The following is a 13,352-nucleotide window of genomic DNA, read 5'->3' as shown; positions in this document are numbered from 1 at the left end:
ACAATGTCGTCAGATAAATACCGCAAGCAGGATGTCCGCGCCCCGCGCGGCACCACGCTCACCGCAAAAAGCTGGCTCACCGAAGCACCGCTGCGCATGTTGATGAACAACCTCGATCCTGAGGTGGCTGAAAATCCCCACGAGCTGGTGGTCTACGGCGGTATTGGCCGCGCCGCGCGCAACTGGGCGTGCTATGACGCCATTGTCGACTCTTTGACGAATCTCGAAAACGACGAAACGCTGCTGGTGCAATCCGGCAAGCCGGTCGGCGTATTCAAAACCCATAAAAATGCGCCACGGGTGCTGATTGCCAACTCCAACCTGGTGCCGCACTGGGCGACGTGGGAGCACTTTAACGAGCTGGACGCGAAAGGGCTGGCCATGTACGGCCAGATGACCGCCGGCAGCTGGATCTACATCGGCAGCCAGGGGATTGTGCAGGGCACCTATGAAACCTTCGTGGAAGCGGGTCGCCAGCACTACAGCGGCTCGCTGAAAGGCCGCTGGGTGCTTACCGCCGGACTGGGCGGCATGGGCGGTGCCCAGCCGCTGGCCGCGACGCTGGCGGGCGCGTGCTCGCTAAATATTGAGTGCCAGCAGAGCCGCATTGATTTCCGTCTGCGTACCCGTTACGTCGATGAACAGGCCGACAACCTCGATGACGCACTGGCGCGCATCAAACGCTACACCGCCGAAGGAAAAGCGGTGTCGGTTGCCCTGTGCGGCAATGCGGCGGATATTCTTCCTGAACTGGTCGCGCGCGGCGTGCGTCCGGACCTGGTTACGGACCAGACCAGCGCCCACGATCCGCTCCACGGCTATCTGCCAAAAGGCTGGACGTGGGAAGACTACCAGCAAAAAGCAGAAATCGACCCTGAAGGTACGGTGCTGGCGGCGAAGCGTTCGATGGCGGAACACGTCTCCGCGATGCTGGCCTTCAGCCAGATGGGTATTCCAACCTTTGATTACGGGAATAACATCCGCCAGATGGCGAAAGAGATGGGTGTGAATAACGCCTTTGACTTCCCCGGCTTCGTGCCCGCCTATATTCGTCCGCTGTTCTGTCGCGGCATTGGGCCGTTCCGCTGGGTTGCCCTGTCCGGCGACCCGGAAGATATCTACAAAACCGATGCCAAAGTGAAGGAAATTGTTGCTGACGACGAACACCTGCACCGCTGGCTGGATATGGCGCGCGAGCGCATTAATTTCCAGGGCTTACCGGCGCGTATCTGCTGGGTCGGGCTGGAGTGGCGGCAAAAACTCGGCCTGGCCTTTAACGAAATGGTGCGCAGCGGTGAGGTCTCCGCGCCGATTGTTATTGGTCGCGATCACCTGGACTCCGGCTCCGTCGCCAGTCCGAACCGTGAAACCGAAGCCATGCGCGACGGCTCGGATGCGGTCTCCGACTGGCCGCTGCTGAATGCTTTACTGAATACCGCCAGCGGTGCGACCTGGGTGTCGCTGCACCACGGCGGCGGCGTCGGGATGGGCTTCTCCCAGCACTCGGGGATGGTTATTGTCTGTGACGGTACCGACGAAGCGGCGGCGCGTATTGCTCGCGTACTGCATAACGACCCGGCAACCGGCGTGATGCGCCATGCGGATGCGGGTTACGAGATTGCCATTGATTGTGCCAAAGAGCAGGGTCTGAACCTGCCGATGATCCACGCCACACAAGGAAAGCCTGCATGAACGCCTTAACACTCACTCCCGGCTCTCTGACGCTCAAACAGCTGCGTAACGTCTGGCGTAAGCCGGTCACGCTCTCCCTTGACGAAAGCGCCCACGCAGCAATAAACGACAGCGTCGCCTGCGTAGAAGCGATTGTTGCCGAAGGACGCACCGCCTACGGCATCAATACCGGGTTTGGCCTGCTGGCGCAGACCCGCATCGCTACGCACGATCTGGAGAATCTACAGCGCTCGCTGGTGCTGTCGCACGCGGCGGGGGTTGGCCAGCCGCTGGATGATGAGATTGTCCGCCTGATGATGGTATTGAAAATCAATAGCCTGGCGCGCGGTTTTTCCGGCATTCGCCTGAGTGTTATCCAGGCGCTGATGGCGCTGGTCAATGCGGAAGTTTACCCGTGGATCCCGGCAAAAGGTTCTGTCGGGGCCTCCGGCGATCTGGCGCCGCTGGCGCATATGTCGCTGCTGCTGCTGGGTGAAGGCAAAGCGCGCTGGCAGGGCGAGTGGCTGCCTGCGAAAGAGGCGCTGGCAAAAGCCGGCTTAACCCCAATCACCCTCGCGGCAAAAGAGGGGCTGGCGCTGCTTAACGGCACCCAGGCGTCGACCGCTTTCGCGCTGCGCGGCCTGTTTGAAGCGGAAGATCTGTTCGCCTCCGCGGTGGTCTGCGGTGCGCTGACCACCGAAGCCGTGCTCGGCTCGCGTCGTCCGTTTGACGCGCGTATTCACGCGGTGCGCGGCCAGCGCGGGCAGGTTGACGCCGCGGCCATGTACCGTCACCTGCTCACCGACACCAGCGACATTGCCGATTCGCATCACAACTGTGAGAAGGTGCAGGATCCGTATTCTCTGCGCTGTCAGCCGCAGGTGATGGGCGCATGCCTGACGCAGCTGCGCCAGGCGGCAGAGGTGCTGCTGGTGGAGGCCAATGCGGTCTCCGATAACCCGCTGGTGTTTGCCCAGGAAAACGAGGTGGTTTCCGGCGGCAACTTCCACGCCGAGCCGGTGGCAATGGCGGCGGATAATATCGCGCTGGCGATTGCCGAAGTGGGCGCGTTGTCCGAACGTCGCATCGCGCTGATGATGGATAAACATATGTCTCAGCTGCCGCCGTTCCTGGTGCGCAACGGCGGGGTGAACTCGGGCTTTATGATCGCCCAGGTGACCGCTGCGGCGCTGGCAAGCGAGAACAAAGCGCTGTCGCATCCGCACAGCGTGGATAGCCTGCCAACCTCCGCGAACCAGGAAGATCACGTGTCGATGGCCCCGGCTGCCGGGCGTCGACTGTGGGAGATGGCCTCCAACACCCGTGGCGTGCTGGCAGTAGAATGGCTGGCGGCGTGTCAGGGTATCGATCTGCGCGAAGGGCTTAAATCCAGTCCGCTGCTGGAGCAGGCGCGTCATACGCTGCGCGAGCACGTTACGCACTACGATGATGACCGCTTCTTTGCGCCGGATATTGATAAGGCGATGCAGCTTCTGGAAGAAGGAACCCTTGCAGGAATGCTACCTTCCGTGCTGTGATTTTTTGCCCGGTGGCGCTGCGCTTACCGGGCCTGCGAATGCGAAATGTAAGCCGGGTTAGGCGTAGCCGCCACCCGGCTTTTTTTACGAATACATCGCCGTGATCGACGCGCTGCCCAGCGTATGGAAATGGACGTTGAAACCGACCATCGCGCCGCTTGCCTCTTCGTCGACCTCAATCTTGTCCACGTCCAGCGCGTGCACCGTGAAGATATAGCGGTGGGTTTCCCCTTTTGGCGGCGCCGCGCCGCCGTAGCCCGCTTTACCAAAGTCCGTGCGCGTCTGTATGGCGCCGTTCGGCAGGGCGACCAGGTCGGAGCCCGACCCCTGCGGCAGCACGCGCGTATCCGCAGGCAGGTTTGCCACCACCCAGTGCCACCAGCCGGAGCCGGTCGGGGCGTCCGGATCGTAGCAGGTCACCACAAAGCTTTTGGTTCCCGGCGGCACGTCGTCCCACGCCAGATGGGGAGAGATGTTATCCCCCTGATAGCCCATCCCGTTAAACACGTGACGTTCCGGCAGCTTTTCACCGTCGCGCAAATCTTTACTGATGATTTTCATCCGATTTCCCTCGTTACTGACTCATTCAGAAAGTGTAACGCATGGGGCTAAATCGTGAAATGCGCTGGCATGTGAACGGCTTTGACCACTGCGTCGGTCAGCTTGCGTAACTGCTCCGGAGAAATGGTGTACGGCGGCATGAGGTAAATCAGCTTGCCGAAGGGCCGCACCCACACGCCCTGGTCAACGAAGAAGCGCTGCAATGCGGCCATGTTTACCGGATGCGTTGTCTCGATCACGCCGATGGCGCCCAGCACGCGGACGTCCGCAACGTATTCCGCTTCCGCCGCCGCGCTCAGCTGCTGATTCAGCTGCGCCTCAATCGCCGCCACCTGCGCCTGCCACTCGCCGCTTTCCAGAATGGTGAGGCTTTCGCTTGCCACGGCGCAGGCCAGCGGGTTGCCCATAAACGTCGGGCCGTGCATAAAGCAGCCCGCGTCGCCGTCGCTGATGGTGTCGGCAACATGCCGGGTGGTGAGCGTGGCGGAGAGCGTCATGGTGCCGCCGGTCAACGCTTTACCCAGGCACAAAATATCCGGTGCGATCCCCGCATGTTCGCAGGCGAAAAGCTTCCCGGTGCGGCCAAAGCCGGTGGCAATCTCATCGGCAATCAGCAGAACACCTTCGCGGTCGCACATCTTGCGAATGCGCTTCAGCCACTCGGGGTGGTACATCCGCATTCCGCCCGCGCCCTGCACAATCGGTTCGAGAATAACGGCGGCAATTTCATGGCGATGGGCCGCCATCAGCCGCGCGAAGCCCACCATGTCCCTCTCGTCCCATTCGCCGTCAAAGCGGCTTTGCGGAGCCGGGGCAAACAGGTTTTCCGGCAGATAGCCTTTCCACAGGCTGTGCATGGAGTTGTCCGGATCGCACACCGACATCGCCCCGAAGGTGTCGCCGTGATAGCCGTTGCGGAAGGTGAGAAACCGCTGGCGCGTTTCGCCCTTCGCATGCCAGTACTGCAACGCCATTTTCATCGCCACCTCCACGGCAACCGAGCCGGAATCGGCAAGGAACACGCACTCCAGCGCGTCGGGGGTCATTGCGACCAGGCGGCGACACAGATCGACCGCAGGCTGATGGGTGATCCCGCCAAACATCACGTGTGACATCCGGTCAATCTGCGCCTTCATCGCCGCGTTCAGCCGCGGGTGGTTGTAGCCATGGATCGCCGCCCACCAGGAGGACATTCCGTCAACCAACCGCTCGCCGCTGGCGAGATGCAGCTCGCAGCCGTGGGCTGAGGCCACCGGATAGACGGGAAGGGGGCGGGTCGTGGAGGTGTAAGGGTGCCAGATATGCTGCTTGTCGAAGGCGAGATCGTCCTGGGTCATAATCGACTTGTAAACCATTTTGAAAAGTTTTAGGTTTACAAGTATAAACCGAACCGACAATTAACAAAACCCTTTGGAGAAGCCCGATGGCTCACCACGCACGCTGGACGATGTCGCAAGTCACTGAATTATTCAATAAACCTTTCCTGGAGCTGATGTTTGAAGCGCAACAGGTGCACCGCCAGCACTTCGATCCTCGCCATGTGCAGGTCAGCACGCTGCTGTCGATCAAAACCGGGGCCTGCCCGGAAGACTGCAAATATTGCCCGCAAAGCGCGCGCTACAAAACCGGTCTCGAATCCGAACGCCTGATGGAAGTCGAGCAGGTACTCGACTCCGCGCGTAAGGCCAAAAACGCCGGCTCGACCCGCTTCTGCATGGGCGCCGCGTGGAAGAATCCACATGACCGCGACATGCCCTATCTGGAGCAGATGGTGAAGGGCGTGAAGGAGATGGGGCTTGAGGCCTGCATGACCCTCGGCACGCTGAACGAGGAGCAGGCGCAGCGCCTCTCGGCGGCGGGGCTGGATTACTACAACCACAACCTTGATACCTCGCCGGAATTTTACGGCAATATCATCACCACGCGCACCTATCAGGAGCGTCTGGACACGCTGGATAAAGTGCGCGATGCGGGGATCAAGGTCTGTTCCGGCGGTATCGTGGGGCTGGGCGAGACGGTAAAAGATCGTGCCGGCCTGCTGTTACAGCTGGCGAACCTGCCGACCCCGCCGGAAAGCGTGCCCATCAACATGCTGGTGAAGGTAAAAGGCACGCCGCTGGCGGATAACGAGGACGTGGATGCCTTCGATTTTATCCGTACCATCGCGGTGGCGCGCATCATGATGCCGACCTCCTACGTGCGCCTCTCTGCCGGTCGCGAGCAGATGAGCGAGCAGACCCAGGCGATGTGCTTTATGGCCGGGGCCAACTCTATTTTCTACGGCTGCAAGCTCCTGACCACGCCGAACCCGGAAGAGGACAAAGACGTCCAGCTGTTCCGCAAGCTGGGGCTGAACCCGCACCAGACAGAGGTGCTGTCGGGGGATAATGAGCAACAGCAGGAGCTGGAGCAGCAGATTTTCAACGCCGACACCGACCAGTTCTACAACGCGGCAGCCGTATGACCTGGCAGGCACGTATCAATTCCGCGCTCGACGAGCGTCGGGCAGCGGATGCGTTTCGGGTACGCGGGGTAGTGGAAAACGGCGCAGGCCGTTTTCTCACCCGGGAAGGCCGGCGGTTCTGTAATTTCTCCAGCAATGATTATCTTGGCCTGAGCCAGCACCCGCAGATCGTTCGCGCCTGGCAGCAGGGCGCGGAACGATACGGCGTGGGCAGCGGTGGCTCCGGGCACGTCAGCGGCTACACCACGGCGCATCAGGCGCTGGAGGAGGCGCTGGCCGACTGGCTGGGTTACCCGCGAGCGCTGCTGTTTATCTCCGGTTTTGCCGCGAATCAGGCGGTCATTGCCGCCCTGATGGGCAAAGACGACCGCATTGTCGCGGACCGCCTGAGCCATGCCTCCCTGCTTGAAGCGGCACACCTCAGCCCGGCACAGCTGCGGCGTTTTGCCCATAACGATGCCGCTCAGCTGAACGTCCTTCTGGGGAAACCCTGCACAGGACTTCAGCTGGCGGTAACGGAAGGGATCTTCAGCATGGATGGCGACAGCGCGCCCCTTGCCGCGCTGCACGACGCCGCAAAGCAGCAGAACGCCTGGCTGCTGGTTGACGATGCCCACGGCATTGGCGTTATCGGCGAGGAGGGACGCGGAAGCGCTTATCAGCAGGGCGTCAGGCCGGAACTGCTGGTGGTCACCTTTGGAAAAGGCTTTGGCGTCAGCGGCGCCGCGGTGTTATGCAGCGAGCCGGTGGCCGACTACCTGATGCAGTTCGCCCGACACCTGATCTACAGCACCAGCATGCCCCCGGCGCAGGCCGTGGCGCTGTCTGCCTCGCTGGACGTGATCCGCGGCGAGGATGGCGCTGAACGCCGCGCGCGCCTGGCTGAACATATTCAGCGTTTTTGTCGGGGAGTCAGCGAGCTCTCTTTCCGGCTAACCGACTCCCGCAGCGCCATTCAGCCCGTAATGGTGGGTGAAAACCCGCGCGCGCTGGCGCTGGCACAGATGCTGCGAGAACGCGGGCAGTGGGTAACGGCGATCCGTCCGCCCACCGTGCCGCCGGGTACAGCGCGTTTGCGTCTGACGCTCACGGCAGCGCACGAGCCGCAGGATATCGATACGCTTCTGGAGGCTCTGCATGTCTCCTGTCAATAAACAGGCCGTTGCCGCCGCGTTTGGCCGGGCAGCGCAAAGCTATTCCCGGCACGATGAACTTCAACGCCTGAGCGCGCGCGGGCTGCTGGCCGCGCTCGGTGAGAGACGGTTTGCGCAGGTGCTGGACGCCGGCTGCGGGCCAGGAGGCAATAGCCGCTACTGGCGCGCAGCGGGCGGCCACGTGACGGCGCTGGATTTATCCGCGCAGATGCTGGATGAAGCCCGCCAGCAGCAGTCAGCAGACCGCTATCTGGTGGCCGACATCGAGGCCATTCCGCTGGAGGATGCCCAGTTTGACCTCGTCTGGAGCCATCTGGCGGTGCAGTGGTGCGCCAGCCTGCCGCAGGCACTACGCGAGCTTTACCGCATGGCGCGTCCCGGCGGAACGGTGGCCTTTACCACCCTGCTGGAAAGTTCGTTGCCGGAGCTGAATCAGGCGTGGAAGGCGGTGGACGAGCAGCCGCACGCCAACCGGTTTCTCGCTCACGAGCAGGTCATTCAGGCGCTGGCCGGCTGGCGCTATCGCAGCGTGGTCCAGACCGTCACCCTCGAATTTAGCGATGCGTTAAGCGCCATGCGCTCTCTTAAGGGCATAGGCGCTACGCACCTGCACGCCGGGCGGGAGAAGAAACCCCTTACCCGCGGCCAGCTCCAGCGTCTGGAGCTGGCGTGGCCGCAGGAACGGGGCCAGTTCCCGCTCTCTTATCATCTTTTTCATGGGATTATTGAACGTGACTGAACGTTATTTTGTTACCGGCACGGACACCGAGGTCGGTAAAACCGTTGCCAGCGCCGCGCTGTTGCAGGCGGCGCGTCTGCTGGGGAAAACGACGGCGGGGTACAAGCCCGTGGCCTCTGGCAGCGAGATGACGCCGGAAGGCTTACGCAATACCGATGCGCTGGCGCTACAGCGTAACAGCAGCCTTGCGCTGGCCTATTCTGCGGTAAACCCCTATACCTTTGCTGAACCCACCTCGCCGCACATCGTCAGCGCTGATGAAGATCGGCCGATTGATTTTTCGGTTCTCTCTTCCGGGTTACGCGCTCTGGAAATGCAGGCCAACTGGGTGCTGGTGGAAGGGGCCGGTGGCTGGTTCACCCCGCTGACTGACGAGCAGACGTTTGCTGACTGGGTGCAGGCCGAACAGCTTCCGGTCATTCTGGTGGTGGGCGTGAAGCTTGGCTGCATCAACCACGCCATGCTGACCGCGCAGGCGGTGCAGCAGGCCGGGTTGCGTCTGGCTGGGTGGATTGCCAACGACGTGGTTGCGCCGGGTAAACGTCATGCTGAGTATCTGGCGACGCTGAAGCGAATGCTGCCTGCGCCGTTCCTCGGGGAGATCCCGTGGCTTGCCGTCGGCGCAGAGCAGGCGGAAACCGGGCGCTATCTTGATCTCAGCGCCTTATGTCCCGCGCCATCCAGTGGGCAATAAGATCGTCATCCAGCTCGTTAACGTGGCCCTGCGCCACGTTACGCCCGCGATAAAGCATGCAGAAACGATCCGCGACCCGGCGGATGAACGACAGCTGTTGCTCCGCTAACAGCACCGTCATGCCCAGCTCCCGATTTAGCCGCACCAGCAGTTGCCCGAGCCTGCGGGCAAAACGTTGTCCTGTTCCATGCATAGGCTCGTCCAGGATCAGCACGCGCGGGCGATTAACCAGCGCGCTGGCGAGGGCGAGCTGATACTGGTCGTCAGGGGACAGCGTAGAGGCCCGGATCTGTCGCAGCGTATAAAGCTCCGGAAACAGGGCGTATACCTCATTTTTTAATGCCGGATCGGGTTTCCCCGTCGCCCGCATGGCGATATGCAAATTTTCATCGACGGTCAGTTGGGAAAATATCCGCCGGTCCTGCGGGACGTAGCCTATCGTTGGCGTCGCCGGAAATTCTGAGCCAGGGCTGAGCAAATTTTGCGGCGGTGCACCGGCCTCGTGCCAGATGATGGTGCCGCTCTCGACGGGCACTTTCCCGGTAATGCAGTTCATGAGCGTGGACTTACCCATACCCGGCAGGCCAACGATGCCTGTACAGATGCCTTGCGGGAAATCGATATTCACGTTCCATAGCGTATGTTGGCTTCCGTAAAACTGATTTACAGCACGCAGACTCAACATCTTTCTCTCCTTAAAAATGTGTGGGGTGATGCTCAGATTGATATCTGCAAAACACCTGCCAGGAACTTCATAATGATTAAAAAAAGGCCATTTTTAGGAATAACTCACTGCTAAAAGCGCAACGTTTGTTCGAAATGCACGCTTCCGGTGCCGTGCTTGTCGGGTTGTGGTGCAGTGAAAATGACGGAAATGTGATTAAGATCTCGCCAGGTGCTTATGAAAAAATGAACGTTTTCCAGGCAAAAAAGAGTGATAAAAATATTTTATTGCCGCTTCGTGGGAAAAACCGGGAATTTGCGGGAGTGCATGCTGTACGGGCTGGAGGCAGTTATCCACTATTCCTGTGGATAACCTTGTGCATTAGAGTTAGAAAACACGCGATAAGCGAGAGAATACGCGGGTTACGCCCAAATTGATGCGAAACGCGGCTTTAGGAAATAGTCTATATTTTTTAACGAATTAGATAAAAGCAATTCCCTCAATCCTGGCGAGACCTGTTGCCATAAAACTTTCATAACTGCCCTTGACAAATGTTAAAAAAGTAATAGTTCTGGGGATAACCCCCTGAGGCTGGTGTTTTATAGGGTCACAGTCGAAATTTGGCTCGCGAAGGCACTAATCCTCTCCGTGCTACGCTAAATATCCTGACACGCTACTGGTTTTTCATCCAGTGTTTTTTACTGGCAATCCTGGCCACAACGAGTAAAATTACTCACCTGCCGCTTATTCTGTCATCAGGTCGTCGCCAATGAGTAAACCGTTCAAACTGAATTCTGCTTTCCGTCCTTCCGGGGATCAGCCCGAGGCCATTCGTCGCCTGGAAGAGGGGCTGGAAGACGGGCTGGCGCACCAGACCCTGCTGGGGGTAACCGGTTCGGGTAAAACCTTCACCATTGCCAACGTCATTGCCGATCTCCAGCGTCCGACGATGGTCCTCGCGCCGAACAAAACGCTGGCGGCGCAGCTGTATGGTGAGATGAAAGAGTTCTTCCCGGAGAACGCGGTGGAATATTTCGTCTCTTACTACGACTACTACCAGCCGGAAGCCTACGTTCCCAGCTCTGACACGTTTATCGAGAAAGATGCCTCGGTGAACGAACATATCGAGCAGATGCGTTTGTCTGCGACCAAGGCGCTGCTTGAGCGTCGCGATGTGGTGGTGGTGGCCTCGGTGTCGGCGATTTACGGCCTGGGCGATCCGGATCTCTATCTCAAGATGATGCTGCACCTGACGCAGGGGATGATTATCGATCAGCGGGCGATTTTGCGCCGTCTGGCGGAGTTGCAGTACACTCGTAACGATCAGGCGTTCCAGCGCGGGACCTTCCGCGTGCGCGGTGAGGTGATTGATATCTTCCCGGCGGAATCGGACGACATGGCGCTGCGCGTTGAGCTGTTCGACGAAGAGGTTGAACGCCTGTCGCTGTTCGACCCGCTAACCGGTCACGTCGAGTCGGTGATCCAGCGCTTCACCATCTACCCCAAAACGCACTACGTGACGCCACGCGAGCGTATCGTGCAGGCGATGGAGGAGATCAAAGGCGAGCTGGCGGACCGCCGCAAGGTGCTGCTGGCGAACAACAAGCTGCTGGAAGAGCAGCGCCTGAGCCAGCGTACCCAGTTCGATCTGGAGATGATGAACGAGCTGGGCTACTGCTCCGGCATTGAAAACTACTCGCGCTACCTCTCCGGGCGCGGGCCAGGCGAAGCGCCGCCGACGCTGTTTGACTACCTTCCGGCGGACGGCCTGCTGGTGATCGACGAATCTCACGTTACGATCCCACAGATCGGCGGGATGTATCGTGGTGACCGGGCGCGTAAAGAGACGCTCGTGGAGTACGGGTTCCGTCTGCCGTCGGCGCTGGACAACCGTCCGATGAAGTTTGAAGAATTTGAGGCGCTCGCCCCGCAGACCATCTACGTATCGGCAACGCCGGGCAACTACGAACTGGAAAAATCCGGTGATGACGTGGTGGACCAGGTGGTGCGTCCGACCGGGCTGCTGGATCCGATTATCGAGGTGCGGCCCGTGGCGACGCAGGTGGACGATCTGCTCTCGGAAATCCGTGCCCGTTCCGCCATCAACGAGCGCGTGCTGGTGACCACGCTCACCAAACGTATGGCGGAAGATTTGACGGAGTATCTGGAAGAACACGGCGAGAAGGTGCGGTATCTGCACTCGGATATCGATACCGTGGAGCGTATGGAGATCATCCGCGACCTGCGCCTGGGCGAGTTCGACGTGCTGGTGGGTATCAACCTGCTGCGAGAAGGTCTGGATATGCCGGAAGTGTCGCTGGTGGCGATTCTGGACGCGGACAAAGAGGGCTTCCTGCGTTCTGAGCGCTCGCTGATTCAGACCATTGGCCGCGCCGCGCGTAACGTCAACGGGAAGGCGATTCTGTACGGGGATAAAATTACCCCGTCGATGGCCAAAGCCATTGGCGAAACGGAGCGCCGTCGCGAGAAACAGCAGCGCTACAACGAAGAGCACGGCATCACGCCGCAAGGGCTGAACAAGAAGGTGGTGGATATCCTGGCGCTGGGTCAGAACATAGCGAAGACCAAAGCGAAAGGCCGCGGCAAGGCCCGTACAGTGGTGGAAGAGGATACCGTTGCGCTGACGCCGAAAGCGTTGCAGCAGAAGATCCACGAGCTGGAAGGGCAGATGATGCAGCACGCGCAGAACCTGGAGTTCGAAGAGGCTGCGCAAATCCGCGATCAGCTGCATCAGCTGCGGGATCTGTTTATCGCGGCATCGTGAGTTTTTTGCCCGGTGGCGCTGCGCTTACCGGGCCTACAGGTTTCGCGTCTTTTGTAGCCCCGGTAAGCGCAGCGCCACCGGGGTTTTTGTTAACCCAATTCCTGAATCGCTTTCTCCAGCGCCTCGCGCAGCAGGTGGCGGTCGTGACGATATTTAATATCGCTGGCTTCCAGCGGCTCCTGTACCACCACGCGATCGCCAATCCCTGACACATCCACTTTCGGCCCAACCACGACCCCGTCGATAATTTTCTTACCGACGTACTGTTCCATCAGGTTCAGCTTGTCCGCCAGCGACAGGCTTGCCGCCGCCGGGCTAAGTTCGCGGCCTAAATTACCGATATAGACCATGGGTGCAGGCGTTCTGCGCAGCGCCTGCGCCAGCTCTTTGACCAGCAGGAGCGGCATCAGGCTGGTGTAAAAACTCCCCGGCCCAATCAGGATCAGATCGGCCTCGCCAATCGCTTCAACCGCTTCCCGCGTCGCGGGTACGCTGGGGTAGGTCATCAGCTCTTTTGGCGGCAGGTGAAGCTGGTCGATATTCACTTCACCATACACTTCGTGATCGTCGGCATCGATCGCCATCAAATCTACCGGCTGTTCGGACATCGGGATCAGAAACGCATCCACCTTAAGCAGGTTACGAATTAAATTAATCGCTTCCAGAGGGCGCACGCTCAGGTGATCCAGCGCCTTTAACATCAGGTTTCCAAGGTTATGGCCGGAAAGTTCGCCATTACCGCCAAAACGGTACTCAAACATCGCTGAAGCCACGCTGGGCTCCGTTATGAGCTGGTTAAGGCAGTTGCGCATGTCACCCCAGGCGATCCCGCCTTCAGCACGTCGGATCCGCCCGGTCGAGCCGCCGTTATCCGTTGTTGTCACAATGCCCGTCAGGCGTGAGCCCAGTGACGATAACGACGACATGACCCGTCCCAGACCGTGACCCCCGCCAAGAGCGACCACGCGGTCCAGATCCGCAAAAGTGCGATTGCGCATACCCATTCCTTATCCTGTTTAGCTTGCGTCACAGTAACGCAACTACTCCTAAAAGACGATGCCTCTCACAATCCATAATGACGT

The 13,352-nt window shown here is 59.9% G+C and carries 11 protein-coding genes; 7 read left to right on the top strand and 4 right to left on the bottom strand.

Annotated elements, in window-relative coordinates:
• Positions 1-3: 3 nt before the first annotated feature.
• A complete protein-coding gene (gene hutU, locus N5C09_RS03920; RefSeq protein WP_279748498.1) occupies positions 4-1,692 on the top strand; it encodes a urocanate hydratase in 1,689 nt (562 codons plus the stop codon).
• On the top strand, positions 1,689-3,209 hold the full coding sequence (gene hutH, locus N5C09_RS03915) for a histidine ammonia-lyase (protein ID WP_279748497.1): 1,521 nt from the start codon (positions 1,689-1,691) through the stop codon (positions 3,207-3,209). The genes hutU and hutH overlap by 4 nt, the downstream gene beginning before the upstream one ends.
• An 84-nt stretch (positions 3,210-3,293) precedes the next feature.
• Here the strand turns inward: hutH and N5C09_RS03910 are convergent, their stop codons facing one another.
• Together N5C09_RS03910 and bioA are read right to left on the bottom strand one after the other, a co-directional pair.
• Complete coding sequence (locus N5C09_RS03910; RefSeq protein ID WP_131636209.1) at positions 3,294-3,770, bottom strand: kinase inhibitor; 477 nt, start codon at positions 3,768-3,770, stop codon at positions 3,294-3,296.
• Positions 3,771-3,817: 47 nt separating this feature from the next.
• On the bottom strand, positions 3,818-5,125 hold the full coding sequence (gene bioA, locus N5C09_RS03905; protein ID WP_279748495.1) for an adenosylmethionine--8-amino-7-oxononanoate transaminase: 1,308 nt from the start codon (positions 5,123-5,125) through the stop codon (positions 3,818-3,820).
• Between the two features lie 68 nt (positions 5,126-5,193).
• Here bioA and bioB point away from each other — a divergent pair, with 68 nt between their 5' ends.
• Genes bioB through bioD form a run of 4 tightly spaced genes read left to right on the top strand, consistent with a single transcriptional unit; the run spans position 5,194 to position 8,821 of the window.
• On the top strand, positions 5,194-6,234 hold the full coding sequence (bioB, locus tag N5C09_RS03900) for a biotin synthase BioB (protein WP_279748494.1): 1,041 nt from the start codon (positions 5,194-5,196) through the stop codon (positions 6,232-6,234).
• Entirely contained in the window at positions 6,231-7,388 is a 1,158-nt protein-coding gene (gene bioF, locus N5C09_RS03895; protein ID WP_279748493.1) for an 8-amino-7-oxononanoate synthase, read from the top strand. Before bioB ends, bioF begins: the two co-directional genes overlap by 4 nt.
• Positions 7,372-8,127: a malonyl-ACP O-methyltransferase BioC gene (bioC, locus tag N5C09_RS03890; protein ID WP_279748492.1), complete on the top strand. Its 756-nt coding sequence runs from the start codon at positions 7,372-7,374 to the stop codon at positions 8,125-8,127. Before bioF ends, bioC begins: the two co-directional genes overlap by 17 nt.
• Entirely contained in the window at positions 8,120-8,821 is a 702-nt protein-coding gene (gene bioD, locus N5C09_RS03885; protein WP_279748491.1) for a dethiobiotin synthase, read from the top strand. Before bioC ends, bioD begins: the two co-directional genes overlap by 8 nt.
• Here the strand turns inward: bioD and N5C09_RS03880 are convergent.
• Positions 8,784-9,506, bottom strand: coding sequence for an ATP-binding cassette domain-containing protein (locus N5C09_RS03880; protein ID WP_279748490.1), 723 nt, complete (start codon positions 9,504-9,506; stop codon positions 8,784-8,786). The genes bioD and N5C09_RS03880 overlap by 38 nt on opposite strands.
• A gap of 748 nt (positions 9,507-10,254) precedes the next feature.
• Between N5C09_RS03880 and uvrB the strand changes: the two genes are divergently transcribed.
• Entirely contained in the window at positions 10,255-12,270 is a 2,016-nt protein-coding gene (gene uvrB, locus N5C09_RS03875) for an excinuclease ABC subunit UvrB (RefSeq protein ID WP_279748489.1), read from the top strand.
• Between the two features lie 89 nt (positions 12,271-12,359).
• On the opposite strand, the gene yvcK is transcribed toward uvrB, so the two are convergent.
• Positions 12,360-13,268: a uridine diphosphate-N-acetylglucosamine-binding protein YvcK gene (gene yvcK, locus N5C09_RS03870; RefSeq protein WP_279748488.1), complete on the bottom strand. Its 909-nt coding sequence runs from the start codon at positions 13,266-13,268 to the stop codon at positions 12,360-12,362.
• Positions 13,269-13,352: the final 84 nt, after the last annotated feature.

The sequence above is a fragment of the Enterobacter sp. GD03975 genome, assembly GCF_029838645.1.
In the GTDB taxonomy this organism is placed as follows: domain Bacteria; phylum Pseudomonadota; class Gammaproteobacteria; order Enterobacterales; family Enterobacteriaceae; genus Enterobacter; species Enterobacter quasihormaechei.
The sequence above is the reverse complement of the archived record's forward strand: the minus strand, read 5'-3'. Positions and strand labels throughout refer to the sequence as shown.

What these genes read in the sequence shown, in the direction of transcription:
- N5C09_RS03880 (WP_279748490.1), bottom strand. Translation starts at nt 9,506, where the DNA reads ATGTTGAGTCTGCGTGCTGTAAATCAGTTTTACGGAAGCCAACATACG.
- hutH (WP_279748497.1), top strand. Translation starts at nt 1,689, where the DNA reads ATGAACGCCTTAACACTCACTCCCGGCTCTCTGACGCTCAAACAGCTG.
- uvrB (WP_279748489.1), top strand. Translation starts at nt 10,255, where the DNA reads ATGAGTAAACCGTTCAAACTGAATTCTGCTTTCCGTCCTTCCGGGGAT.
- N5C09_RS03910 (WP_131636209.1), bottom strand. Translation starts at nt 3,770, where the DNA reads ATGAAAATCATCAGTAAAGATTTGCGCGACGGTGAAAAGCTGCCGGAA.
- bioC (WP_279748492.1), top strand. Translation starts at nt 7,372, where the DNA reads ATGTCTCCTGTCAATAAACAGGCCGTTGCCGCCGCGTTTGGCCGGGCA.
- bioB (WP_279748494.1), top strand. Translation starts at nt 5,194, where the DNA reads ATGGCTCACCACGCACGCTGGACGATGTCGCAAGTCACTGAATTATTC.
- bioF (WP_279748493.1), top strand. Translation starts at nt 6,231, where the DNA reads ATGACCTGGCAGGCACGTATCAATTCCGCGCTCGACGAGCGTCGGGCA.
- bioA (WP_279748495.1), bottom strand. Translation starts at nt 5,125, where the DNA reads ATGGTTTACAAGTCGATTATGACCCAGGACGATCTCGCCTTCGACAAG.
- yvcK (WP_279748488.1), bottom strand. Translation starts at nt 13,268, where the DNA reads ATGCGCAATCGCACTTTTGCGGATCTGGACCGCGTGGTCGCTCTTGGC.
- hutU (WP_279748498.1), top strand. Translation starts at nt 4, where the DNA reads ATGTCGTCAGATAAATACCGCAAGCAGGATGTCCGCGCCCCGCGCGGC.